We start from the raw sequence: 24,854 nt of genomic DNA on the forward strand, positions 1-24,854 counted from the left end.
AGCATGGCGAGGCTCCCGGTCGGGGCTTCGAGTCTTGGTCGACAGCTGTCCTACCTGGAGCCTCGCATCCATCGATCACCGGGCCTGCCGCACCCGTCCTGAGCTGCAAGATCAGCTTGGAAAAGGCTCAATCATGTAGCGGCACCCTGCTCGTGGGCCACGTCCGCAGCGTCGGTGGCGCCGTCGCCGTCGATGAGCCAGGCGAGCATGCCGCGGTGGCCGACGCGGTCCTCGTTCGCCCGCTGGCCGCCGGAGTGGTGACGGCTTCTCGCACCTTCATGGCTGCTCACTTCTCACGCCACAGTCGCGTTACCTTCGCAGCTCAGCGGCGCAGGCGGCGGGAGCACTCGCCGTCGTGGCCGTCGCGGAGCACGCAGCGCCGCCCGCCCGGCATCCGCAGATCGCAGAAGACCCGGTGCCGCAGGAACTGCTTGTCCTCCTCGGAGACCGTCATCTCCCCCGGGTCCATCATCGGCAGCACGGTGATCCACCGGCCGACGACCCGGGCCAGGCGCTGCGCGGCCGGCAGGTCGGCGGCGACAACGGGCAGGTGGATCACGTACCGCCCGCTCACCGCCGACCACCCTCGGCCTGCTCGGACTGCCACCGACGCAGCGCGACCTCGATCCGCAGCGTCTCCCGCCGGCTCTGCGCCAGCGCGTCGTGGACGGCAGCCATGTCGACGGCGACCCGGTCGAGGAAGGCGTACACCTCATCGGGGTTGAGGCCGCGGTGCCCGAGCCGGGCGGGCGCGAAGCGGCGCTCACGCACCTGCCACGGCAGCAGACTGGGGTACGCGCGGGAGCGGTACGTCGTCCCGGCGACCTCGGGGAACGGCCTCTGCTTGCGGACGCTCATCAGTGCCTGCCTTCCTGGTCGTGGATGGGTGGGTCCACCCGCCCTCCCCGCACGGGCGGACCCACCCCGCCCGAACACCGCAGCTTCGCTCAGCGGTACGGCATCCGGGCTGGCCGGTGTTGGGTGGTCTGGGGAGCGCGGCGGCCGATTAGGGGGTACCTCGGCCACCGCACTGGCCATCCTGGGACAGTTCCCGGTGAATGAGCAACACTTGCGGCCACGATTTCCCCGGTCTGCGCCGATTTTCTTTTCCGCAGCCGCGAGACGTTCCACGGGAAGGCCCGGCAGCGTTGCGCAACGGAAGAGTCAGCCGCCCTTGGGAATTGCGCGGTGATGGCTGTTGTCGGGGGCGTCTTGTATGGTCAGACGCGTGAGTCGCTTCGTCAGCACGAAGCGCAAGACAAGCACTTCTCAGCTAACCGTTCCACGTTTCACCGATGGCGTCCGGATGTAACAAACGCAACACGGAGAGGGGTAGCCGATGGCCGACGACATGGGCTCGACAGTTCCCAGGCGACAGCTCGGGCGAGCGCTACGCGACCTGCGCACTGAAGCCCGCATGACCCTCGACGGCGCGGCCGAGGCCATGCAGTGCAGCCGGCAGAAGATGTGGCGCATCGAGACCGGCCTCGGCCCCACCCGCGCCGTCGACGTCAAGGCCATGTGCGAGCTGTACGCCGCCACCCCCGAGCTGACCAGCGTCCTCGTCGCCCTGGCCAACGAGACCAAAGCCAAGGGCTGGTGGCACTCCTACGGCGACGCCATCCCCGACTGGTTCGAGCTGTACATCGGCTTGGAATCCGCCGCAGCGTTCATTCGTCGCTTCGACGAAGCGCTGATCCCTGGAATTCTTCAGTCACGTGCCTACGCCTTGGCGGTCTATCAGCACAGGCACGAAGTGACGGAAGAGGAGCGGGAGCGCCTGGTGGAGGTACGGCTACAGCGGCAGGCTCTGCTTCACCGGAGGCTCCCCCTCGCGCCGAAGCTGGAAGTGATCCTGGCTGAGGCGGCGCTGCTCCGCACGGTCGCCAGCGCAGCGACCATGGCTGATCAACTTCGTCACCTGCTGGAGGTCGGGGAACTGCCCAACGTCTCCGTGCGGGTGCTTCCACTGACCGCCGGGATCCATCGAGGCGCAGAGGCAGGCACCTTCGTGATCCTCGACTTTCCACCCGGCAAGCGGACGACGCCCGAGCCATCGGTGGTCTACTGCGAGTCATGGACCGGAGCGCTCTACCTGGACCGACCGGAGGAATACGCAGCCTACGAGCAGGTGTGGGCGAGCCTCGATGATCTGACGCATGATGAGGCACAATCGAGGCAACTCATCAACAAGATCATCGCGGAGGTCCACCATGGCTGAGCTGACCGGCGCTCAGTGGCGCAAGAGCACCCGCAGCGGCAGCAACGGCGGCGACTGCGTGGAGGTGGCCGACAACCTGCCCGGTCTCGTCGCCGTACGCGACAGTAAGGACCCGGCCGGGCCAGCCTTGACCTTCCCCCCGACCGCCTGGGCCAGCTTCGTTCGGACCACCAAGGCCGAGCACTGAGCTTCGCCAAACGGGAGCGCAACAGGCTGAGCCGGGGGTGCGCCCGTCATGCTGCCGCTCAGGCGCCTGGGTCTCCGCCCGCTGGCTGCGACGCCTGGTCGAACAGTGACCACCGGTTCCGCCACGCCTCCACCTGCGATGGGTAGATCGCCGTGTGGCGACTGTCAGGGTTACGCGGGCGTACGCCACCGACTTTCGACATGAACTCCTGATGCCGCTCATCGATACCGCTGTGCAGGTCGCCTCCGGGCACGACGTAGAAGTTCCGCCGCCCATCGGTCACATCCACCAGCACGTAGAAGTCAATCGAGGCGGCCGTAGCCTTGTACACGTCTGCAATCATCCATGCGCCCTGAGCAGCAACCTGGACAGCCGCCCGCCTGCCGTTGATCTTCACAAACGTCTGTGGACCCTCAGGGCTGGCCGAATAGCCGTGCAACAGGGCTTCGGCCACGGCGAGGTGCCGCCCCGCCTGGTGCTTTTGATGGTTACTCGGAGCCATCTGTTCTCCTCAAGGGGTGAGAAGGCGGGCTACGACGGCCGCCAGCCCGCGTCGATCGCATCCTGAAGCCGATTGCTGAACACAGCATGCGCCTGCCGATACTCGTTCTCCCTATCCGCCTTATAGAACGGCGCCGTGTACCCCTCCGGTACCGGATTCCGGTCTGGCCCATCAAGGTACGCCATCAACTGCTCAAAGTTCTCTCTAGTTTGTCCAGCTCCATACGAGTACGAGTCCTCGGCAATCCTTCGACCCGCTGCATCGAACCACATTCTGTCTTCGCGATCCGTCAAAATCGGATATCTCGACCTTAGCAGTGCGATCAACTGCTCGACATCAATGCCTAGCCAAACTGCAACCAAAGCGTCGAGCTCAACAAGGAGCGCTCGGCGGGCGAACTCACTGCGCAGGGGCGTATGTTCGTCCCACGTCGAAGAGACCGCGCCGAGCAAACCGACGCCTGACCAATCACGCGCCCACGACTCACTAAGCCAGGATGGCTGAAAAATATCAGACCAAAGCCGCGTGTATGCAGCGGTAAGGCAACTAAGACGAAGGGTTCGGAGCAAGAGCCCGGACGCAAGCGGGTGGCCTGGGCGGGGAGCAGGCATTGAATGACAATCAGCTGGGGTTAGATCAGCACGGCCCGTTATTCGAAGATAATAGTCGAGCGGGAGAGATGCCCAGAAACCAGCAGTAAGCACTGTAAGCAGGTTGTCATCAAGAACCATCGACCGAATGGTGTTAACATGGGTCGGGCCGGGTGGCATTACTGCAGCGAAAAGTGATCGTTCAGTGTTGAAGGGAATCATCCTGCGCCACATCAGCCGGAAAAATTCGGTACTGCTCTGACCATCCCACTTATCTTGACCGGACCTAGTTCTCGCTTCATCACTCGATAGAACGTAATTAGTCTTCGGGATAAAGTCTTCAGGCAAGTTCGACAGGGGGATCGAATCCCAGTCACGGTTATTTCGGCAGGGAGTCTTCGGCTCTTTCGCCCAGGGCAACGCAATCCCGAAATGCGGCCCTTGTAACACCAACTGCTCGAGGGAGGTCGCTTTCCGCTGCTCCCATCGAATCAGCCCATCCCTTCGCGCATTCGACTCGTCGTATCCTCGACTAATTCGAGGAGAGTAGCCGCCAAGACGGCATTCGAATGTTGCAAGCGCAGAGATGGCATCGGCCTCATACACAGAAATTGGGAAGAGCATCTGCGCCTCGTCAACCCGCACGTCCGCGTCGCCCCTAAGACGCTGCCACTCCGACATTAGACCTAGGTCGACATTGATAACGCGTGCCAGATGTGGACGCGTATCCCATTTCCCTCTGCGCTTTAGGCCTGGCGGATCACCCTGACCATCATGCGAAAGGGATTCCGCAAGGGCATTCGCACTGTATAGACGGCTAAGGTGCTTAAACCGAGGAGTCTGCGGGCGTCCATAGATATGTACGCCGAATTCGAGGCTTCGTACCGCGTCCTCGAAGGCCCAATTAGCACCGTTCACCAAGCTACCATGTATTCGCATTCGCCGGTAAGCCGCCTTACGGAGACGTCCCTCCTTCACGCCGCCGAAATGTGTATCTGGATGGACCATGCCGGCGGTTCCCTGGGGCCGAGAATGGTCCCAGACGCGACACATCATGGCCCGATACAAATCTGGCTGGGTCCCAACGAGCAAGGGATAAGTAGTAATATCACCAAGAAATGCAACAATGCCGCTATTGCTTGCAGCTTCACTCAGAAAGCTGGAGCGAACAACCAACCCCTCAAGCACATCGTTCATTCGGTCCCGCCAAAGCTCAGCAGGCGCCCGCTCAACGAGCTTGAACCACGGCTCATGCTCGGCAAGCAATATGTCTGCTTGCCAACGAGGGCGTACCCAGGGCGGGTTGCCTACCTGGAGGTCGAAACCGCCGTTGGCGAACGCCTGGGCGAACGTCAACTCCCAGTGGAAGAAGCCCTGCTGTTCCGCAATGCGCTCGGCGGCGAGCAGCCAGGGGAACCGGTCGGCCAACAGCCACGGCGAGTCCACGCCGATCACGCCGTCGAGCTTCTGCTCAAAGTCGCTCATCTCGGCCAGGCTGTCGAGCTTGCGGCCGTAAAAGCGTTCGGTGTTCTCGTCCACGTCGCTGCGGCCGACCAGCGCCTCCGCGAACGTGAGCCAGTCGTCCAGGTTGGTCAGCGGCACCTGCTTGCGGAGCTGTTCGGCGACGGTCATCCGCCGGGTGCCGGTCGCCTTGGTCGGCAGGGTCATTTGCCGTGGCTCCACGTTGCCGAAGATGTCCGGCGTCTCGTAGACCACCTGCTCCTCGTACGCCGGAACGTCCTTGACGTGCGACACCTGGACGGGCGCGGCCGGGTACGCCGCCGGGTCCGAGCCGTCGAGCAGGCCGACCTTGTCCAGCGGCCAGAACCACAGCGCGCACCACACGTCCATCAGCGTCTTGAGCCGCCAGTACGGCGTGCCCGGCGCGGTCAGGTCGGCGAGGATCTTGTCCCGGGCCACCGCCCCGGTCACCGGTGGCAGGTCGTCGGCGCCCCAGACGGCGATGTCGCGGCGGATCTCCCGCTCCGAGATGGCGAGGCGCTGCTGCACCAGCCCCCACAGGAACTCGACCCGCCCGGCCAGCGCCTGCAAGCGCTTGACCTGCGAGTTCTTTCCCTTGGCGGACGGCACACGCTTCATCGCCGTACGCCAAGCCTTGAGCTTTGCGGTCTCGGCGGGCGCCAGCTCGCGGGCCTCCTTCTCCCCCGCGACCGCGCCCCACCCGTCGGCGGGGAGCAGGAAGTGGTGGATGGTGCCCTCGTCGATCGGCCCGTCCCGGAACGGTTTCTCCGCCGGGGCGGTGGTGAGCCAGGACTTGTCGGCGAGCTGTTTCGGCTCGTAGGTCTTGCGTCCGCAGCCGATGAGGGAGTTGCCGCGCTGGAGGTGCAGGCCGAACCACGGTGCTTGGAGGCCGGCGTGCATGACGTTGAGCCAGAGCGACACCTCGGCCAGCTCGACGGCGGTGCGGTTGAGGTCGACGCCATAGCAGTTGTGCAGCGCGATGTACGCCTTCACCCGCTGGAGTTCGACCTGGTACTGCTCCGGGTCCAGGTCGACCTTCAACTCTCGGGCGCGGCGGCGCAGGTATTCGGCGGCGACCTGGTTGATCGCCTCGTTGAGGAACGCGCCGGAGCCGAGCGCCGGTTCGCAGATCGTCCAGTCCAGCAGCTCCCGCGCGGGGGTGGTGGTGCCGTCCTGGTCGAGGCGGTACTTCAGGGCGAGCTGGACGGTGACCTCGGTCAGCGACTGCGGGGTGTAGTAGGAGGCGCTGGTCTGCCGGTCCCGGCCGGCGAGCCGGTAGACGAACGCACCGGGGGCGTAGCTGACCCGACTGCGCACCCCGGTGTACGGGTCCTCCTTGTAGACGAAGACGCTGTCCTCGTACTCGTCGGCCTTGGAGGCCGGAATCATCCACGAGCCGTCCTTCGGGTCGCCGTTCTTGGCCACCTCGTAGAGCTGCTCGGTGGCGACGAAACCGGTGTAGGACATCAGTCCCTCGTAGACCGCGCCGAGCTGGTTGATGCCGAGCTGGGCGTACGAGATGAAGCCGCCCCGGCGGCGCTTCCCGCCCTTGGTCAGCATGAGCCGGCGCAGCACCTGGTAGAGGACCTTGTTGCGCAGCCGGGTGTCGATGGTCGGCGCGTCCGCGTCGTCCTCGTCGTTGTCGTCCGGGGCGAAGACGCGGCCGATGAGCTTGGTCTTCTCCGGCAGGAACAGGTCCGACTTCATCGGCTCGAAGCGCAGCCCCTCCCCCTCGCTGGCCTTGTCGTCGACGTCCGCGCCGCCACGTGGGCGGTGGCCGTCGTTCACCATGCGGAACAGCAGGTCCAGCGACTGGTAGAGGTGGAAGCCGCCCTCGGCGGAGGGGGCGAGCCGGCGGGAGACGAGATCGCCGACGCGGGCGAGGCTGTAGCCCTCGACGTAGTCGCGGTCGTTGACCGGCAGGACGCCCAGCTCGGGGCGGGCCTCGGCATAGAGCAGGAACAGGATCCGGTAGAGGTAGCGCAGCGCCTCCCGGCCCAGCTCCTTGGCCAGCTCGTCCAGGACCATCACGTCCTGCGGCTGGTAGCCGGCCTGCCGGATGCGGTCGAGGACCTCGTTGGCGATGAGTTCGACGGAGACCTTCAGGCCCTCGCGCAGTTCGCTGGAGACGCCGACGGCGTGCTGCCGGGAGCCGGCGACCAGGTCGGCGAGGGGTTCGGTGCCGCCCTCGGCGGGTGGGCGCAGCGAGTCGGCGCCGAAGAGGGCGGCGACGACGTCGTACTCCCTGTCGTCGTTGCGGGCGAAGGCGGTGTCCAGGCTGACGGCCAGGTAGCGGCCCTCGCCCCAGGCGGTGCGGTCGGCGAGCGTGACGACGCCGCCGCTGAGGATGAGCACGTACCGGGGCTTGGGGTTGTCGGCGGCGAACAGCCAGGACGCGAGCTTCGCGCCGGTGTCGATGGCTTCCGTGCTGTTGAGCGTGATCGGGGTGAGCAGCCGGCCGGCGTCGTCCGGGTCCTGGGCGGCCTCGGCGTCGACGGCCCAACCGCAGTCGAGCGCGACGATGCCGTGCGCGGAGGTCTGCTCGGCGTGCGCGACGACGATCTGATGCTCCTGGCCGGCGCGCTCGACGGTGATGGTCTGCGGGCTCGGCTCGAAGCCGAGCGCCTTCAGCAGCTCCTGGTGCAGCTTGCGCAGCCGCTCCGGGTCGAAGAACTCGTCGTCGGCCAGCTCGGACTTGGCGTCGAAGTAGGGCCGGCGCAGGCTGCGCAGGCCGGTGCGCGGCGTCTGGTCGCCGGCCTTCTCCCGCTCGGCCCACTGCTTGAGCTGGCCACCCTTGAGTGTGGTAGGGAGGATCTCGGCCAGGTAGTGGGCGGAGAGGTATTCGCCGCGGTTGGTCAACGCTTCGAAGCTCATGCGGCACTCTCCGGGGACGGGACGAGGACGGCGAGGACCCGCAGCAGCGGGTCGCCGGCGGTCTCCAGGCGGTCGAGCAGGTCGTGCTGCTCGGCGACGGTGTGTCGGGCGCGCTCGCGGCGCTTGGCGCGATGCGCCGCGGGCAGTTTGTCGAAGAGGCTGGCCTGCTCGAACGTTCGCAGTTGCCGGCGGTACTGCTCCAGCGGCTCGGCGTTCGCGGCGGCCCACTCGTCGCGCTTGCTCTCCAGGTGGGCGCGGGCGACGCGGACGGCCTGCGGCAGGAGCTGGCGGAACGGCTCCAACGCGACGGCCTCCGCGCGGTTGACCATCGCCGGGCCGACGTTGGCTTCGCGCAGCACCTCGTCCATGGGCCGGATCTCCGGGGCGGTGGGCAGGCCGGAGACGGCCATCCACTGCACCACTGTCGGCTGGCCGAGGCGGTTGGCGTAGACGCCCTGGATCAGGTAGGTCGGCGCGGCCACGTCGGCGGTGAGCACCGGGGCCTGCTGGCGGCCGAGCCGGATGAGCACCTTGTCGACAAGCCAGTCGACCATCGGGTGCACGTCGCTGAGGAACGCGACCTCCGGCCACATCGGGGTTCTGCTCTGCCGGGCCTGGTCGAGCTTGCGCTGCGCGAGCGGATGGTCGAAGGTGACCTTGAGCCGCAGGTCCTCGCCCTCGCGGTGGGCGCGCAGGTAGGAGCGGGGCAGGTCGGTGAGCCGGTGCACCAGGTCGTCGGGGGCGAGGAAGGTCAGCAGCTCGTCTTCGCGGCGCAGGTCGATGTGGTCTTCGGGCCGGTCCTGGTAGATCTCCTGGAGCGCCGCGTCGACGAAGTCCTCGGTGGAGTCGAAGAGCTTCGGCACCCGGGCCACCGGGATGTCCGCCGCGACAGGTGCGGTGCCGACGTCGCCGAACAGGTCGGCCATCACGTCGATCTCAGCGTGCGCGGCCTCGTATGACTCGTCCACCGTCTTGCCATTGAGCAGGTCGCGGACCAGCCGGTCCTCCTCGGCCTTGGCGTCGTAGAGACCGGTGGCGGCCTCGACGCTGCCGAGGCTGCGGTGGGCGACCGCCTCCCGGTCGAGCAGCTTCTCCGAGACCGTACGGTCGTCCTTGGCGTCCTCGCGGTCGGAGGTGAGGATGAGCGCGCGGAACTGCGGCTGGTGTTTCTGCCCGTAGCGGTCGATGCGGCCGTTGCGCTGCTCGATCCGGATCAGGCTCCACGGGATGTCGTAGTGGATCAGGTGGTGGCACTGCTGGTGCAGGTTGACGCCCTCGGAGGCGACGTCGCCGGTGAACAGCAGCCGCACGTCGCTGCCGGCCAGCTCGAATTCCTGGAGGATCCGCTGTTCGTCCTGGTCGGCGACACCGCCGTGCAGCACCCGCACCGCGTTCGGCTTGAGCCCGAGCATGGCCGGGACGGTCTCGGCCAACCACTTGATGGTGGGGACCCGCTCGGAGAAGACCACCGCCCGGGTATCGCTGCCCTTGCCGACGCCGATCTTCTTCAGCTCGTCGACGAGCTTCCGTAGCTTGCTGGAGTCCTGGTCGGTCATCGCCGAGGTCAGCTCCGCGAGCCGGTCCAGCGCGACGCGTTCCGCACCGGTGGCCTTCCTACGCCGGTTGGTCACCGTCTCGTGCAGCGCGCGGTGCGAGGAGAGGAACGACTTCGTCAACGTGTACGGGAAGAGCCGGTGCTGCCCGGTGACCGCCTCGTCGCTCCACTTGCCGGCCAGCCACACGTCGGTCAGCTTGTCGAAGATCTGCTCCTCGATCGGGCCGGCCGTGCAGTGCACCGCCTGGGAGGGACCGCGGTCGGCCCAGCGGTCGCCGATCTGGTCGCGCACCTCCGGGCTGATCTTGGTGCGGCGCAGGTAGAGGTGGGCGATGTCCTTGGCCTCGTACCGCTTCTCGTCGGCGATGGCCGCCGGGTCGAGCAGCGAGATGAGCTGGGCGAACGACTCCTTGTCCCCGTTGTGCGGGGTAGCGCTGGCCAGCAGCAGCGCGTCGGTCTTTGCGGCCAGCCGGCGCGCCAGCTCGTTGCGCTGGGTGCCCTTGTTGATGAGGTTGTGCGACTCGTCGATGACCACGACGTCCCAGGTGGTGGCGTCGAGGTGGTGGCCGAACTGGCCGGCGTCCTTGAGGGTGTCGACGGAGATGATGGCGCGCTTGAAGTAGGTGAACGGGTTTCGCCCGGCGGGGATCTCCTGCTGGATGCGCTGGATTCCCGTCGAGTCGAGACGCACCAGGGGAATCGCGAAGCGGGTCCAGAGTTCGCGCTGGAACTGCTCCAGCACCTGCTGCGGGGACACCACCAGGATCCGGTCACCTCGGCCCCGGCGGATCAGCTCGGCAAGGATCAGCCCGATCTCCAGGGTCTTGCCGAGGCCGACCACGTCGGCGAGCAGGATGCGTGGTCGCAGGCCGGACAGCGCCAGTTCGACCGGGCGCTGCTGGTAGGTGAGCGGGTCGAGCAGGAACCGGTCGGCGAGGGCGAGGCCGCGTTCGGTGCGCGGCAGTGGCGTACGTCGCAGCACGGCCTCCAGGAACAGCCGGCTCTGCCGGAACCGCGACGAGGTGTCCACGACGAGTTCCGTCTGCTCGGGAACCAGCGGTGTGATGTCCTCGAGGCCGGTGAAGAATGTGGCCTCGACGTCCTGGACGAATTCCGACACCCCGACAGCCTTGATCATGGTGCCGTCGGCGGTGCCGGTCTTGACGCCTCGGACAAGCCACTCCTCGTCCCGGACGACGATGCGGGAGCCCGGGGCGAAGGTGGCGTCCTGGGAGGTGGTCATCGGTGGAGCCTTCCTACAGCGTCGAGCGTCGGGCGTACTGGCGGCGGATCCTGTCGACCAGCCAGGTCACGTCTGGGCCGCGGCCGGCGGTGCGCTCCGGATCGTGCAGGGTGGGGGCCGGATCGGGCACTTCGCGCGTGTCGTGCTGGTCGACCGCGGTGTCCTCCAGCTCCCGTCGCGGGTCCTGAAGATCCGGCGGGACGAGCAGCTCGGTGTCGCCGTCGTAGGTGGCCCCGGCGACCTCCTGCCGGAGGCTCGGCACGCTCTTGCCACTGCTCGTCGCGGCGACGGTCAGCAGCCGGGCCCCGACGTCGTCGAGACCGGGCCGGGCGCCGGGATCGTGGGCGAGCATCGCGCCGAGCAGCGGCGCCAGCTCGGTCGGCACGCCCGACAGGTCGGGGAGGTCGCTCGGCTCGGTGATGCGCAGCAGCAGGTTCCATGAGTTGGTCGGCGGATAGAGGCCGTGGCCGGTCAGAGCGAAGACAAGCGTCGCGGCCAGCCCGTAGACGTCCACCGCGGCGGTCAGTTCCCGCTCCCCCCGCACCTGCTCCGGCGACATGTAGGCGGGCGTCCCGACCAGGGCTCCCGGCTCGGTCAGGAAGTCGCTGCGGTCGATCAGGATCGCCAGGCCGAAGTCGATGAGCTTCGGACCGTCCGGTCCGAGGATGATGTTCTGCGGCTTGAGGTCACGGTGCAGCAGACCGGCCTGGTGCACCCTGCCCAGGCCGTCGGCGAGCATCGCGCCGACCATGGCGGCCAGCGGCAACGGCAGTGGGCCGCGGGCGTCGACGTGCTGCCGCAACGTCGCGCCGGGCACGTACTCCACGGCCAGCCAGGCCGGGTCACCGTAGGGGTCGGCGTCCTCCAGTCGGGCGATCCGCGAGCCGAACACCACCTTGAGGCTGTCGACCTCGGCGGCGAACCGGTCCCGGACCGTCGGCTCCTCGATCAGGTGTTTCCGGATCACCTTGAGCGCGACGCGGTCGGCGGTCGGCGACACGGCGAAGAACACCTCACCCATCCCGCCCGACCCCAACGGCTTGACCAACTCGAAGCCGCCGATGCTGCCCAGCGTCATCCCGCCCCCTCACGATGACACCCACCGGCCTGCCGATCCGAACCGTCGGCGCCACACCCGGCGGACGCACGACCGTACATCGTTGAACGATCAAGGAGCTACTGGCCCTTCGGCGGTTTGCGCTGGTCCGGACGTCGGGCCGTCGGCGCCAGAGCCCCTCGGGCCAGTCCGTCCGCGGTCAACTGCGCCAGTTCCGTGCCCAGTGAGACGGCCTGTCGGATTGCTGACTCGAATGCGTCCAGCCGCCGGAACGCCTCCCCGTACGCCCCCTGCTCCTCCCGCGACACCCGCCGCACCTGCGCCCGCCGCACGTCGAACCGCAGCGCCCCGGAAAGGCTCGACGCCTGCCGCTCATTCGTCGACGTCCGCAGTTGCCCCGCCAAGAACCACGGGTCCAGCGCAGCAGGATCAGGCCGCAGCAGATAGAGATTCCGCCCCAGCAGCACCCCGTCGACAGTCACCACCCGCGCGGTGAGCTGCCGCGCGATCATCGGCACCACCACGTCCCCGACGGCCAGCGGAATCTCCTGCCCGAGCCGCCCGTCGTCCCGCCCGGTCGGCGCCACGCCACCGAGCACGTCCGGCACGGTGAGCACCGGCCGCCCGTCACCGTCGGAACCGTCGTCGCCGGTGCCACGAATCGGCCCGAGAAGCTGCAACGCCCCGGCCCGCACCAGCTCCCCCACGGTGAGGAACTCCCCGTCGACCCCGTCGGGCGCGGGCGTGACCTGCGGCATCAGCGCCGGCAGGTCCGCCACGACGGCGGCGAGACGTTCGCGCGTGCGTACCAACTGTTCTCCGCTCGCCTCGCTCACGACGGCGGGTTGGCGGCGGGCGGGGGTGAGGTCGACCTCCTCGTCGAGCAGCTCGATGACCGGCACGGCGCGGGCGTAGCCGGGCTCGTCGACGTCGGCGTCCGCGACGAACGCCCGCCAGGTGTCCAGCACGCGCGCGAGGTCGGCCGCGTCGACGAGCAGCGTCCGCGCCGGTGGCGGCGCGTCGGCCGGCGGGCGGCGCAGCACCCACAGGTGCAGGGGCACGCCGTGCGGCGCCGCTGCCCCCGGTGGGAGCGCGACGACGGCGCGCAGCGCGCCGCGGCGGAGCAACTCGGCGCGGATCCGCCGGCCGGCGCGGCGGCCGGCGACGGTGGGCGGCATCAGCAGTACGGCGTGGCCGCCGGGGCGCAGATGCGCCAGGGCGTGTTGGACCCAGGCCAGCTCCGGTTCGGTACGCGGAGTGGTGCCGACGATCCAGCGCGGGTCGTGGCCGAGTTCGTCGTCGCCCCAGTTGCTGGCGCCGAACGGCGGGTGGCAGACGACGGCGTCGAACGTGCGGCCGGGGTGGGCGTCGGCGCGCAGCGAGTCGCCGGTGCTCACCTCTCCCGGCACGTCGCGCAGGGCCAGCCAGAGTCCGGCGAGCCGGGCGAGGCCGGGATCGAGTTCCTGCCCGTACGCGGAGGTGCAGCCGGCGCGGACAGCGGCGCGGAGTGTGGCGCCGGAGCCGGCGGCGGGGTCGAAAACGGCGCCGCCGCCGACGCCGGCCAGGCCGGCCATCAGGTCGGCGAGGTCGTCGGGGGTGGCGAAGGGTCGGCCGGGTCCGGGCGCGGAGAAGCGTTGCCACAGCGCGTCGAACGCGCCCTGCGGGCCGAGTTCGTCGGCGAGCGCGTCGACGTCGGGCAACAGCGGCTTGAGCTGCGGGTCGGTGGAGCGGGTAGGGCGTTGGCCGCGTTGCCGGGCGAGCAGCCGGGCGCCGACGGCGGCGAGGCCGGCGGCCGGGGAGGCGCTGATGGCGGCAAGGTGCCGCCAGAGCCGGTCGGCGGTGGCGAGGTCGGGAAGCTTGCCCTGGGCGTGCAGCCATCGCTCGACCTGGCCGAGGTCGAACTCGGGGCTGGTGGCGCTGCCGCCGACCGGGTCGGGGAAGTCGTCGTGGCGTTTGCGCCAGTTGCTGACGGCGGCCCGACCGACACCGGCGAGCCGGGCGATCTCCGCTGCGGTGATGGTCGGCGTCTCTTGCACATTCGGAGTGTGTCACACCTGTCAAGCAAAGTGTCTGTTGACAGCGTTTACGGATAATGCTCTCATTGACCCCGCCACCTTGACAGCAGGAGGAAAACGATGCGCAAGACCACCACGCTCGCCCTGATCGCCGGCGCTCTCGTCGCGCTGGGCTGCGGCGCTGGCAGCACCGACGACGCCACCGGCGGCAAGGCGGAGACCGGCGCCGGAGGCGGACAGGGCGGGGACACGCCGAAGACCGCGAAGATCGGCCAGCCGGCCCGCGACGGCAAGTTCGAGTTCACGGTCAAGTCCGCCACGTGCGGCGTCACCAGGGTCGGGTCGTCGGCGCTGGGCGCCAAGGCGCAGGGCCAGTTCTGCCTGGTGACCATCACCGTCAAGAACATCGGCAAGAAGGCTCAGTTGCTCGACGGCAGCAGCCAGACCGCCTACGCGGCCAACGGCACCGAATACTCCACCGACACCGAGGCCGGCATCTACGCGAACCAGGAGCAGAGCACGTTCTTCGAGGAGATCAACCCCGGCAACTAGGTGACCGGCGTGTTCGTCTTCGACATCCCCAAGACCGTCAAGCTCACCCGGCTCGAACTGCACGACTCCGCGTTCTCCGGTGGCGTCACCGTCGCCCTGGGCTGACCTCCGCACCGGTCGGGGGCGGGTCCCGCGAAGCCCGTCCCCGGCGTGACTCCCTCCGCACCACCGCCGTCCCCATCTCTACGCGAGGAGATCGACATGCGCAGTGCGAACGACCCGGACGACGGCGCCGACCGCCGTCCCCCCGAGCAGCTTCCGCTCTTCGACCCCACGCTCCCGCCGGCTCCGGTGGGCACCTACCCGACCACCGTCTACCGGCTCACCGTGCCCTCCACCGCCGACGGCCTCGCCTCCGCGCTGAACACCGACTACCTGCGGCGGCACGGCTTCGAGCCGGCGCCGCACCGGGTCGCCGACGCACCGGCGCTGCTGGTGCTCGGCAGCGCGCCGCGCGCCCGAGCCGAGTGGCGCGACATCCTGTCCGGGCTCGTCGGCGTGGACGTGGCCCTCGGTTACCGCAGCGGCGGCGGCGCGCTGCTGCTGGCGGTCGACGACCGGGCGTACGCCCTGACCTTCGGCACGCTGGGCCGGTTCATGGTCGAGCAGGAGAAGGTGGATCCCACGTTCGGCGTCTGCTTCGCCGTCAGGGCGCTCCTACCCGGCGACATCCGTCAGGTCCGCCGGCGGATGCTCGGCGCCAGCGGCCGGGTCGACCGCAGCCTCGTGCCGGGCGGGCAGCCCATCTGGCGGTACGGCATCGACAAGTGGGGCGAGATCGTCGGCCAGGTGTGCGGCCGCACCGACAACCCGGAACTGACCGCATGCCGGGACTCCAGCGGTGCGGTGAGGGTCGAGGGCGGTGAGGCGCTGCGTATCCCGCTGGGCGTCACCCCGGAACGACTCCTGGCCGACCTGCGGGAGATCGACCGGGTGTGCCGGCAGGAGTCGCCCCGGCGGATCTGGAGTTCATCGAGCAGATCCGACCGCTGCGCTCCACCGACCCGCGTCAGGCGGCGCTGGCCGACGAGCTGGACCGGCGGCTGGCGCTGGCCGACCCGCCGGATCTCGGCGTCGCCGTTCCGGGCGGCCTCGTGGCCGACGTCGAACACGTCCGGTCGTACCGGATCCGGGTGCCCCGCACCGGGCGGCGCCCGACCCTGACCACGGAGCTGGACCTGGACGGCATCCTCGCGCACACCGCCCGGGCGCTCGACGGCGACCGGTGGAACGGGCTGCGGAACGGGCGGCTGACGCTCTACGCCGACACCGCCGGCACCGAGGAGATGACGTCGACGCCGGTGTCCCGCTGGCTCACCGCGGAGGTGGCGGTCCACGCGAGCCACCTGCTGCTGCACGAGGGCCGGTGGTACAAGATCGGCGACCGGCACCGGGAGTTCCTACGCGAGGAGATCAGCCGCATCCTGGACCGTCCATCGAGCATCACGCTGCCGCCCTGGACCGCACACCTGCCGAACGAGGACGCCTACAACAAGGAGGCCGCGAAGGGGGACCCCGGGTTGGTGCTGCTGGACAAGAAGCTCGTCCGGACCCGCCAGCACCGCGCGGCATCGAGGCGTGCGACCTGCTCGGCCCGGACGGCGAGCTGATCCACGTGAAGCGGGCATCGGGCAGTTCCCCGCTCAGCCACCTCTTCGCGCAGGGCGTCACCTCATCCGACGCGCTGCGCTACGACGCCCAGGCGCGCACCCGGTTCCGCGACCTCGTCCGCGCCCAGCCCGGCGGGCCCGACCTGCCCGAGGACTTCCGCCCGCGCACGGTCGTCTACGCCATCGCGCTGAGCACCGGCCGCGCGCTCACCGTGGACTCGCTCCTCACCTTCGCGCAGGTCGCGCTCTACCAGGCGGTGAAGACGCTGCGCGCCGAAGGCGTCGACGTCGAGGTCGTCGCCATCCCGCCCGCCTGACGTGTACCGCTCCCGAACCGGCCGCTCCTGTTCGCAGAAATCCTGAGGAGGCACCCGTGCGACCCGACGAGTTCCGCCAGGCCCTGGACCTGTTCCCCGCTACCCTGCACGCCCGCGTCCTCCCGCTGCGTCGCCACGTCTTCCGCACCGGCTGCGCCCGGTGCCGGAGCATCGGCGACACCGTCACCCTCGCGCTCACCGCGGCCCACTACGACCAGCTCACCTCGGCCGGCCAACTTCTCGACAACGCCATCCGGCTGGCCGCCGACCACGGCGCCGCCTGCCGGCCCCGACCCGACCAGGAACGGGGACGCGGCGAGATCGGGCCGGGAACCAGCGCCGACCCACCGGTCGTCGCGGGCTGGAAAGGCCGCGCCGGGCACCCGGGCGGCGCGTCCCGGCGCGACGGACACGTCAGCCTCACCGGCTGATTCGGCTACCCGCCGAGCACCCGCGCCACCTCGCCGCGCACGGCCGCCGACGCCGCCGGCGACCACGCGGCGAACAACTCCCGCAGGTACGCCACGTGCGCGTCGGACACCGACGCCAGGTGCTCGACCACGTCCAATTCGTTGGCGATGCTCAGGTCGACGAGCGGGGTCAACCGGTCGGCGCGGACACTCACCGCCCGTCCGGTGAAGCGGTCGTGCACCGTGCCGGTGGCGGCGAGCTGCGGCCAGGAACGCTTCCGGTCGCACGCGCCGTAGAGGTGAACGAGGTCCTCGGCGTCGACCCCGATCAGGTCGCGCAGCGGGCCCCGGTCGGTGTGGTCGAGCAGCGCGACGTCGAAGCCGTCGGTGCCGTAGGCCGCGTGCGCCAGCGCGGCCATCTGTACGTCCGGGCTCTGGCCCAGCTCGGCGAGGCGTTGCCGCACCCGGCACAGGTGGGCGTAGAGGGTCCCGCCGGGGTGAGGGATCGCCTCGGCTCCCCAGTGCCGGAGCCACGTGCACACGTCGATCTCGGTGCTCATGGTCCCGTCCCTAGGCGCGGAGCGGCCCACGGTACGTGCGCGGTTCGTCACATTCCTTGCCCACACCCCCGGCCGGGGAGTTGGCTCGACGGCATGGCTCGCATCGCGTACGACGACACCGACGCGGAGGCCTTCGCGGCAACGCGTCACCCGACCGACGACGGATTCGCCGCCTGGCGCGACGCCGTCGCGCGACACCTCGCCCCGGAACCGGGCATGCGCCTGCTCGACCTGGGCGCCGGCACCGGAAGCTGGGCCCAGGCGTTCACCGTCTGGTTTCCGGGCCTCGGGGTCGTCGCGGTGGAGCCGTCGGCGGCCATGCGCGCCCGCTGCCGGTTCCGGCCCGTCCTCGCCGGTGACGCCGCGCGCGTCCCGCTCGACAATGCCAGTGTGGACGGCGCGTGGCTCTCCACCGTCATCCATCACGTGCCCGACCTGGCCACCGCGGCGCGGGAGCTGCGCCGGGTCGTGCGGCCGGGCGCACCAGTGCTGATCCGGTCGGCCTTCGCCGGCCGGCACGAGGCGATCACGCTGTTCCGTTACTTCCCGGAGGCGACCCGGGTCCTCGACTCCTATCCCTCGATCGCCGACGTCGAGTCGGCGTTCGCCGACGCCGGTTTCGCCACCGTCGCGGTCGAGCCGGTCCCGCAGGTCACCGCAGCGTCACTGCGGGCGGCGGCGGCCAGCCTGCGACGGGAGGCCCATACGCCGCTTCAGCTGATCACCGATGAGGAGTACGCGGCGGGCGTTGCGCGCCTCCGCGAGGCCGCGCGGGTGGACACCGGTCCGGTGGTCGACGCGCTGGACCTGCTCGTCCTGCGCTGATCGACCGCGTGACAGCATTCACCTCGCCGACCGACCAGGGCGGCTGAGTCGTTGCTGACATCAGCTCGAAAGGCGACGCGAAACCATGCGGCCCGAACCCGGCCGGCGCGCGATCGCGGGCCCGCCATCGAGCCGGTTAGGGTGAGCGATGAACGCTCGCATGTGGACCGTGATCGGCGCGCCGTCGAGCGCCGGCGCCCACACCCCCGGTGTCGAGCGCGCCCCGGCCGCCCTGCGCGCTGCCGGCCTGCTCGACCTGCTCGGGCGGCACGCACCTGTCGAGGACTCCGGTGACACCAGGGAGTTCCGGTGGCGGCCGGATCCAGCGTACCCCCGCGGTCAGCACGCGGGCGCGGTGGCCGCGGTGGCGTCGGAGGTGGCCGCGCTCGTCGCGACGGCGGTGGCCGGCGGGCCTACACCGCTGGTGCTCGGCGGCGACTGCACCGTCACGAGCGGTCTGGTCGCCGGCCAGGCACGGGCCGGGCGGTCCCCCGCGTTGGTATACGTGGACGGTGGTCCGGATCTCTACACACCGCTGACCCGGCCGCACGGCAACCTGGACGCCACCGGCTTGGCGCACCTGCTCGGGCTGCCCGGGACGCTTCCGGAGGTGGCGGGCGTCGGACCGACCGCGCCGCTGCTGACGCCGGATCGGGTGGTGGTGTACGGCGATTCGCTGCCTCGGGGCGACCACGAGCGGGAGCTGGTGGCGAGCCCGCGGTTCGCCGGGCTGTCGGTCACCGAGATCAACCCGGATCATCTGCCGGACGGCGAGGTGCTGCCGGCATTCGTGCGGTCGCTGGCCGGGGCGTTGGCGGCGGGCTGAGGCCCGGCCAGGTGCAGCGGCAGCACCTTGGCGGTGCTGATCGCCAGTTCCCGGTTCAGCACCTCGGCGCGGGGCACGAAGACCATGGCCTGCCCCTCGCCGAGCACCACGTCCTCCTGCCGGGCGTCGGTGTCGCCACGGAAGACGTGCACGGTCACGGTGTGCGGGAAGCCTTCCTCGTGGGGGCGCGGCCCGCTCCACAGCAGACGCAGCTCGCCGGCGGTGAGGCCGGTCTCTTCCCGCAGTTCCCGACGGGCGGCCTGTTCGGGCGTCTCACCGGGCTCGACGCTGCCGCCGGGCAGGCTCCACTGGTGCGGTGAGACCGAGGTGTTCCCGTCGCGGTGCTGCATGAGGATCGCGCCGGTCCGGTCCACCAGCAGGACGAGGGCGACGTCGTAGAAGGCCACGCCCCGAGCATGCCACACCAGCCCGTCGCCTCCCGGTGACCGGCCGTCGAACGTGGCAGGCTCGGAGTCTGGTCACCCACCGACCGAGGGGGCACACGATGACCGACGAGCCGGACGTCGTCCACTACGACCGCCTCTACCGCGACACCAGCGACACCGGGCGACCGCCGTGGGAGATCGACGCCCCGCAGCCGGCGCTCGCCGCGGTGCTCGACACCGGGGTACGCGGCCCGCGCGTGCTCGACGTCGGCTGCGGCACCGGCGAGCTGGCCCTGGCGCTGGCCCGCCACGGTCACGACGTGACCGGTGTCGACCTGTCGCCGGTGGCGATCGCGCTGGCCCGGGCCAAGGCCGCCGCGGCGGGCCTGCCGGTGCGCTTCGAGGTGCACGACGCCACCCGCCTGCCGGTGCCGGACACGCCGTACGACTCGGTGTTCGACTCCGGTCTGCTGCACTCGCTGGACCGGCGCGGGGCTGCGGTCGGCGACTATCTGGCGTTGCTGCCGCGACTGACCGCGCCGGGTAGCACCGTGGTCGTGCTGGCCGTGTCGCCGGAGGCGGGCGGGGGCTGGGGCCTGGACGCCGGCGCGCTGCGCTCGTCGTTCCCGGAGCCGACCTGGACGCACACCACGGTCGAGCCGATCACCGTGCTGGCCCGGGTCGACGCCGAGCACCTTCACCTGCCCGGCCATCTCCTGCGTACCACCCGCCGACGCTGACCGTCCAGGTCGCGGGTCGTGCCGTGGCGGGTCAGCGGTGCCAGTGCTGGCGTGGGGCGAAGCCCTCGCGACGCAGCCAATGTTCGGTGTAGACGATGCGGTCCGCCTCGACCGCCACGAGCGTGTCGGCGGGAGGCTCGGACAGCGGCCGTCCGCGCTCGGCGTGCTCGTTCTGCCAGCGGAACGCCGACCAGTGGTGGGCGTGGTCCGGGTGGTCCGGGGCAAGCACCCGGGCGGTGCCGAACACCTGGGCGCCGCGACTGCTGGCCAGCCCGACCAGCGGCGCGAACACTCCGACGGACACCCGCGGGTCGGCGGCGATGTTGCGCATCTTCGGCGAGCGTGGCGCGGCGGTGAACATCAGCGTGAAGCCGAGCGGGTAGTAGCGCACCGGCGTGGCCAGCGGCCCGTCCGGACCGGCAGTCGCGAGGACGCACATGTTCTGCGACGACAGCAGGTTGAGGATGCGTTCCTCAAGACGTTCCCGGTCGAGTTTCCGCGTCGGGGTGGGCCCGGCCAGCCACGGATTCGTCAACGGCACGCGGCGTCCTCGATCATGACGGCACCCTACCGGCCGAGCAGGTCGTGCAGCACGATGCCGACGTCGGCCGGCGTGCTCACCCGTTCACCTTGGCGGTGCTGGCGCGCACCACGACCTCGCCGTTCATCCGGAGGATCCGCCGCCGGCGGCCGGCGTTCTCGGTGAGCGCCAGCTCCATCACCTTCTCGCCGAGTTCCCGCAGCGGCAGCGCCACGGTGGTCAGCGGTGGGGCGAGGTCGCGGACGATCGGGATGTCGTCGAACCCGGCGACGGAGACGTCGTCGGGCACGCGGAGCCGGCGGTCGCGCAGCGCCGCGTACGCGCCGACGGCCATCACGTCGGTCAGCGCGAACACGCAGGTGGCGTCGAGGCCGCGGTCGAGCAGTTCGGTCATCGCCTGGTAGCCGCCGTCGCGGGTGAACGGCCCCTCGACGACGTCAGCCGGGTCGAGCGGGACCCCGGCGGCGACGAGTTCGTCCCGGAAGCCGCCGAGCCGGTCGGCGACGGTGGTGAGCGCGCGGGGGCCGGAGAGCACCGCGAAGCGGCGGTGGCCGAGCTCCAGCAGGGCACGGGCCATGGCGGCGGCGCCGGCCCGGTTCTCCGGCAGCACGCTGTCGACCTTGAGGCTGCGGTGCCGGCTGACCACGGCGACCCGGCCGCCGCCGTCGAGGTAGGGCTTCAACTCGGCCTCCATGGCCCGCTCCCAGCGGGCGTCCTCGAAGCCGGAGCCGATGAGCAGGATGGCGGGGGCGCGTTCGGCGCGCAGCATCGACACGTACGCGATCTCGCGTTCCGGGTCGCGGAACGTGCTGGCGAGCATGACCAGCAGGTCGTTGTCGCCGGCGACGCGCATGACGCCGCCGGCGATGGCGGCGAAGTAGGGGTCGGTGACATCGTGGCAGATGACGCCGACGGTGCGGTGGGAGGCGCCGGCAAGCGCGCGGGCGTGCGCGTTCGGGGTGTAGGCGAGTTGGGCGGCGGCGGCGAGGACGCGGTCGCGCAGGTGCGGGGTGACGCGCATGCCGTTGAGCGCGCGGGACGCCGTGGCCAGTGAGACACCGGCGGCTCTGGCCACGTCTTCCAGCGTCACGTGCGGCATCGATGAGGCTCCCTGCGAAACGTCTTGACCCGGTGTTCGGGCCTGGCTACCGTAGCATCCTGAAAGCGCTTACTGAAAGCGCATTCAGGCTGGGAGGCACAGTGGAGCGCACGTCCATCGGGATCATCCTCAACGGCGTGACCGGGCGGATGGGCTACCGGCAGCATCTCGTCCGGTCCCTGCTCGCGATCCGCGAACAGGGCGGACTGCCCGCCCGCGACGGCCGCCGCATCTGGCCGGAGCTGACCCTGGTGGGCCGCGACGAGGCCCGGCTCGCCGAGATCGCCACCCGGCACGGGCTGACCTCCTACACCACCGACCTCGCCGCGGCGCTCGCCGACGGCACCCACCAGATCTACTTCGACGCGCAGGTGACCGCCCAGCGGGAGAAGGCGATCCGGGCGGCGATCGAGGCCGGCAGGCACGTCTACACCGAGAAGCCGCTCGCCGAAGGGCTGGCCGGGTCGCGGGAGCTGGCCCGGCTGGCCACCGCCCGAGGCGTGAAGAACGGCGTGGTGCAGGACAAGCTGTTCCTGCCCGGCCTGCGCAAGCTCAGGCGGCTGGTCGACGGCGGCTTCTTCGGCCGGATCCTGTCCGTGCGCGGCGAGTTCGGCTACTGGGTGTTCGAGGGCGACTGGCAGGACGCGCAACGGCCGAGCTGGAACTACCGGGCCGAGGACGGCGGCGGCATCACCGTCGACATGTTCCCGCACTGGCACTACGTGCTGGAGCAGATCTTCGGCGAGGTCACCGCCGTCACCGCGGTCACCGCCACGCACATCCCCGAGCGGGTCGACGAGAAGGGCGTGACCTACCCGGCCACCGCCGACGACGCGGCCTACGGCATCTTCGAGCTGGCCGGCGGCGTCATCGCGCAGATCAACTCCTCCTGGGCGGTCCGGGTGTACCGCGACGAGCTGGTCCAGTTCCAGGTCGACGGCACCCACGGCAGCGCGGTGGCCGGGTTGCGCGACTGCCGCATCCAGCACCGCGGCGCCACCCCGATGCCGGTGTGGAACCCGGATCTGCCGGTCACCGAGCCGTTTCGTGCGCAGTGGCAGACCGTGCCGGACAACGCCGACTACGACAACGGGTTCAAGGTGCAGTGGGAGGCGTTCCTGCGGCACGTCGTCGACGACGAGCCGTTCCCGTGGGACTTCCGGGCCGGCGTGCGCGGCGTGCAGCTCGCCGAGGCCGGCCTGCGCTCCGCCCGTGAGGGCCGGCGGATCGAGATCGGGGAGATCGACGGGTGACCGCGCGGATCGCCCTGCCCACGCCGGGCGGCGGCACCGAGACGCTGACCCTGTCCGAGCCGGCCGGCTGGCAGCGACCGGCCGCGCCGGCGACCAGCCGGATCGCGTACGCGGCGGCGCACGTCGTCGCCGACCCGTACGCCGACAACGCCCCGGACGCCCCCGCCCGGCTGGACTGGGACGCCACCCTCGCGGTGCGGCGTGACCTGTGGTCGTGGGGACTCGGCGTGGCCGAGGCGATGGACACCGCGCAGCGCGGCATGGGGCTGGACTGGGCAGCCACCCGCGAGCTGATCCGGCGCAGCGCCGCCGAGGCCGCCTCCTGCGGCGGGCGCATCGTCGCCGGGGCGGCCACCGACCAGCTCACCGGCGTGCCCGACACGCTCGACGACGTCGCCACCGCGTACGCCGAGCAGGTCGCGTTCGTGCAGGAGTGCGGCGCCGTCGCGGTGGTGATGGCCAGCCGGCACCTGGCCGCGCTCGCCACCGGGCCCGACGACTACCTGCGCGTCTACCGGCGGGTGCTGGACGCCAGCGACGCGCCGGTGGTGCTGCACTGGCTCGGTGACATGTTCGACCCGGCGCTGGCCGGTTACTGGGGTTCGACCGACCTGGACGACGCCACCAGGACGTTCGTCGCGCTGGTGCACGCGCACGCCGACGTGATCGACGGGGTGAAGGTGTCACTGCTGGACGCGGTCCGGGAGGTGCGGCTGCGGGAGCTGCTGCCGCCGACGGTGCGGGTCTACACCGGCGACGACTACCACTACCCGGAGCTGATCGCCGGCGACGGCGTCCGGTCCAGCGACGCCCTGCTCGGCGCGTTCGCGGCCGTCGCTCCGGCCGCGTCGGCCGCGCTGCAACGGCTCGACGCGGGCGACCCGGCCGGCTTCCGGGCCGTCCTCGACCCGACCGTGCCGCTGTCGCGACACGTGTTCGCTCCGCCCACCCGCTACTACAAGACCGGCATCGCGTTCCTGTCCTGGCTGAACGGCCGGCAACCCGGCTTCACCATGGTCGGTGGCCTGCACGGCGGGCGCGGCGTCCCGCACCTGGTCGAGACGTTCCGGTTGGCCGACGCCGCCGGGCTGCTGCTCGACCCGGAGCTGGCCGCCGAACGGATGCGCGGGTACCTGGCCGTGGCGGGGGTGACCCGATGAGTCCCGATCCGCGGCTGGCGAAGCTGTCGCTCAACCAGCGCACCACGCCACGCTGGTCGGTCCGGGAGGCGGTCGAGGGCTGCGTGCGCGGCGGGATCCCGGCCATCGGGTTGTGGCGCGAACCGGTCGCCGAGATCGGCGTACCCGCCGCCGCGTCGCTCGTCGCCGAGGCCGGGCTGCGGGTGTCGTCGCTGTGCCGGGGCGGGTTCCTCACCGCCGAGGGCGAGCGCGCGCGGGTCGAGGCGCTGGCCGACAACCGGCGCGCGATCGACGAGGCCGCCGGGCTCGGCGCCGACTGCCTGGTGCTGGTCGTCGGCGGTCTGCCGCCCGGCTCCCGCGACCTGCCCGGCGCGCGGCGCCGGGTCGCGGACGCGCTCGCCGAGCTGGCCCCGTACGCGGGCGAGCGCGGCGTGCGCCTCGCGCTGGAGCCGCTGCACCCGATGTACTGCGCCGACCGGGCGGTGCTGTCCACGCTCGGGCAGGCGCTCGACCTGGCCGAGGCGTTCCCGGCCGAGCAGGTCGGCGTCGTGGTGGACACGTTCCACGTCTGGTGGGATCCGGACGTGTGGCGGCAGATCGCCCGCGCCGGGGCGCGGATCGCCAGCTTCCAGGTCTGCGACTTCCTCACCCCGCTCCCGGCCGACGTGCTGCTCGGGCGCGGCATGATGGGCGACGGGCACATCGACTTCCCGCCGCTGCGCCGCGCCGTGGCGGCGGCCGGCTACACCGGGGACACCGAGGTGGAGATCTTCAACGCCGAGGTGTGGGCGACCGACCCGGACCGGGTCCTCGCCACCATGGCCGAGCGCTACGTCGAGCTGGTGCTGGCCGACTGAAGCGGGTCGTCGC

21 protein-coding genes and 1 pseudogene are annotated in these 24,854 nt (G+C 70.6%); 11 read left to right on the forward strand and 11 right to left on the reverse strand.

Going from position 1 to position 24,854, the window contains the following annotated elements:
- Window positions 1–322 precede the first annotated feature (322 nt).
- Window positions 323–574: a hypothetical protein gene (locus AB0H28_RS10145; RefSeq protein WP_130325099.1), complete on the reverse strand. Its 252-nt coding sequence runs from the start codon at window positions 572–574 to the stop codon at window positions 323–325.
- Entirely contained in the window at window positions 571–858 is a 288-nt protein-coding gene (locus AB0H28_RS10150; RefSeq protein ID WP_358036652.1) for a DivIVA domain-containing protein, read from the reverse strand. Before AB0H28_RS10150 ends, AB0H28_RS10145 begins: the two co-directional genes overlap by 4 nt.
- Before the next feature lie 481 nt (window positions 859–1,339).
- Here AB0H28_RS10150 and AB0H28_RS10155 point away from each other — a divergent pair, with 481 nt between their 5' ends.
- Both AB0H28_RS10155 and AB0H28_RS10160 read left to right on the forward strand, forming a co-directional pair.
- Window positions 1,340–2,221 (forward strand): helix-turn-helix transcriptional regulator, encoded by an 882-nt coding sequence (locus tag AB0H28_RS10155; RefSeq protein ID WP_358036654.1) that lies wholly within the window; start codon window positions 1,340–1,342, stop codon window positions 2,219–2,221.
- Entirely contained in the window at window positions 2,214–2,408 is a 195-nt protein-coding gene (locus AB0H28_RS10160; RefSeq protein ID WP_358036656.1) for a DUF397 domain-containing protein, read from the forward strand. Before AB0H28_RS10155 ends, AB0H28_RS10160 begins: the two co-directional genes overlap by 8 nt.
- A 58-nt stretch (window positions 2,409–2,466) precedes the next feature.
- Here the strand turns inward: AB0H28_RS10160 and AB0H28_RS10165 are convergent, their stop codons facing one another.
- The 5 genes from AB0H28_RS10165 to AB0H28_RS10185 form a co-directional block, all read right to left on the reverse strand.
- Window positions 2,467–2,910 (reverse strand): hypothetical protein, encoded by a 444-nt coding sequence (locus tag AB0H28_RS10165; RefSeq protein ID WP_358036658.1) that lies wholly within the window; start codon window positions 2,908–2,910, stop codon window positions 2,467–2,469.
- A 29-nt stretch (window positions 2,911–2,939) separates the two neighbouring features.
- A complete protein-coding gene (locus AB0H28_RS10170) occupies window positions 2,940–7,856 on the reverse strand; it encodes a class I SAM-dependent DNA methyltransferase (RefSeq protein WP_358036660.1) in 4,917 nt (1,638 codons plus the stop codon).
- A complete protein-coding gene (locus AB0H28_RS10175; RefSeq protein ID WP_358036662.1) occupies window positions 7,853–10,654 on the reverse strand; it encodes a helicase-related protein in 2,802 nt (933 codons plus the stop codon). Before AB0H28_RS10175 ends, AB0H28_RS10170 begins: the two co-directional genes overlap by 4 nt.
- 13 nt (window positions 10,655–10,667) lie before the next feature.
- On the reverse strand, window positions 10,668–11,732 hold the full coding sequence (locus tag AB0H28_RS10180) for a serine/threonine-protein kinase (protein WP_358036664.1): 1,065 nt from the start codon (window positions 11,730–11,732) through the stop codon (window positions 10,668–10,670).
- Between the two features lie 98 nt (window positions 11,733–11,830).
- A complete protein-coding gene (locus AB0H28_RS10185; RefSeq protein WP_358036666.1) occupies window positions 11,831–13,747 on the reverse strand; it encodes an N-6 DNA methylase in 1,917 nt (638 codons plus the stop codon).
- A 99-nt stretch (window positions 13,748–13,846) separates the two neighbouring features.
- Here AB0H28_RS10185 and AB0H28_RS10190 point away from each other — a divergent pair, with 99 nt between their 5' ends.
- From AB0H28_RS10190 to AB0H28_RS10200, 3 genes and pseudogenes are all read left to right on the forward strand, one after another.
- A complete protein-coding gene (locus AB0H28_RS10190; protein WP_358036668.1) occupies window positions 13,847–14,278 on the forward strand; it encodes a DUF4352 domain-containing protein in 432 nt (143 codons plus the stop codon).
- Between the two features lie 201 nt (window positions 14,279–14,479).
- Window positions 14,480–16,205 (forward strand): annotated as a pseudogene (locus AB0H28_RS10195) (DUF6119 family protein).
- Between the two features lie 56 nt (window positions 16,206–16,261).
- Entirely contained in the window at window positions 16,262–16,636 is a 375-nt protein-coding gene (locus AB0H28_RS10200) for a hypothetical protein (protein ID WP_358036670.1), read from the forward strand.
- Between the two features lie 5 nt (window positions 16,637–16,641).
- On the opposite strand, the gene AB0H28_RS10205 is transcribed toward AB0H28_RS10200, so the two are convergent.
- Entirely contained in the window at window positions 16,642–17,175 is a 534-nt protein-coding gene (locus AB0H28_RS10205; protein ID WP_358036672.1) for a DUF6817 domain-containing protein, read from the reverse strand.
- 93 nt (window positions 17,176–17,268) lie between these two features.
- Between AB0H28_RS10205 and AB0H28_RS10210 the strand changes: the two genes are divergently transcribed.
- Window positions 17,269–18,000 (forward strand): methyltransferase domain-containing protein, encoded by a 732-nt coding sequence (locus tag AB0H28_RS10210; protein WP_358036674.1) that lies wholly within the window; start codon window positions 17,269–17,271, stop codon window positions 17,998–18,000.
- Window positions 18,001–18,148: 148 nt separating this feature from the next.
- Entirely contained in the window at window positions 18,149–18,826 is a 678-nt protein-coding gene (locus AB0H28_RS10215; RefSeq protein WP_358036676.1) for an arginase family protein, read from the forward strand.
- Here AB0H28_RS10215 and AB0H28_RS10220 read toward each other — a convergent pair.
- Complete coding sequence (locus tag AB0H28_RS10220) at window positions 18,757–19,233, reverse strand: NUDIX domain-containing protein (RefSeq protein WP_358036678.1); 477 nt, start codon at window positions 19,231–19,233, stop codon at window positions 18,757–18,759. The two genes, AB0H28_RS10215 and AB0H28_RS10220, sit on opposite strands and share 70 nt — an antisense overlap.
- A gap of 98 nt (window positions 19,234–19,331) precedes the next feature.
- Here AB0H28_RS10220 and AB0H28_RS10225 point away from each other — a divergent pair, with 98 nt between their 5' ends.
- A complete protein-coding gene (locus tag AB0H28_RS10225; RefSeq protein ID WP_358036680.1) occupies window positions 19,332–19,952 on the forward strand; it encodes a class I SAM-dependent methyltransferase in 621 nt (206 codons plus the stop codon).
- A 31-nt stretch (window positions 19,953–19,983) separates the two neighbouring features.
- Here AB0H28_RS10225 and AB0H28_RS10230 read toward each other — a convergent pair whose 3' ends face one another.
- Both AB0H28_RS10230 and AB0H28_RS10235 read right to left on the reverse strand, forming a co-directional pair.
- Complete coding sequence (locus AB0H28_RS10230) at window positions 19,984–20,493, reverse strand: pyridoxamine 5'-phosphate oxidase family protein (protein ID WP_358036682.1); 510 nt, start codon at window positions 20,491–20,493, stop codon at window positions 19,984–19,986.
- Between the two features lie 76 nt (window positions 20,494–20,569).
- Window positions 20,570–21,592 (reverse strand): LacI family DNA-binding transcriptional regulator, encoded by a 1,023-nt coding sequence (locus tag AB0H28_RS10235; protein ID WP_358036684.1) that lies wholly within the window; start codon window positions 21,590–21,592, stop codon window positions 20,570–20,572.
- 101 nt (window positions 21,593–21,693) lie between these two features.
- Between AB0H28_RS10235 and AB0H28_RS10240 the strand changes: the two genes are divergently transcribed.
- Genes AB0H28_RS10240 through AB0H28_RS10250 form a run of 3 tightly spaced genes read left to right on the forward strand, consistent with a single transcriptional unit; the run spans window position 21,694 to window position 24,841 of the window.
- The gene (locus AB0H28_RS10240; RefSeq protein ID WP_358036686.1) at window positions 21,694–22,845 is read left to right on the forward strand and encodes a Gfo/Idh/MocA family oxidoreductase; all 1,152 of its coding nucleotides are present in this window, start codon (window positions 21,694–21,696) and stop codon (window positions 22,843–22,845) included.
- Window positions 22,842–24,005, forward strand: coding sequence for a dihydrodipicolinate synthase family protein (locus AB0H28_RS10245; RefSeq protein ID WP_358036688.1), 1,164 nt, complete (start codon window positions 22,842–22,844; stop codon window positions 24,003–24,005). The genes AB0H28_RS10240 and AB0H28_RS10245 overlap by 4 nt, the downstream gene beginning before the upstream one ends.
- Complete coding sequence (locus tag AB0H28_RS10250) at window positions 24,002–24,841, forward strand: sugar phosphate isomerase/epimerase family protein (protein ID WP_358036690.1); 840 nt, start codon at window positions 24,002–24,004, stop codon at window positions 24,839–24,841. The genes AB0H28_RS10245 and AB0H28_RS10250 overlap by 4 nt, the downstream gene beginning before the upstream one ends.
- The last annotated feature ends 13 nt before the right edge of the window (window positions 24,842–24,854 follow it).

Origin of the sequence: Micromonospora sp. NPDC050980, assembly GCF_040653835.1 — a bacterium.
Taxonomy (GTDB): Bacteria; Actinomycetota; Actinomycetes; order Mycobacteriales; family Micromonosporaceae; genus Micromonospora.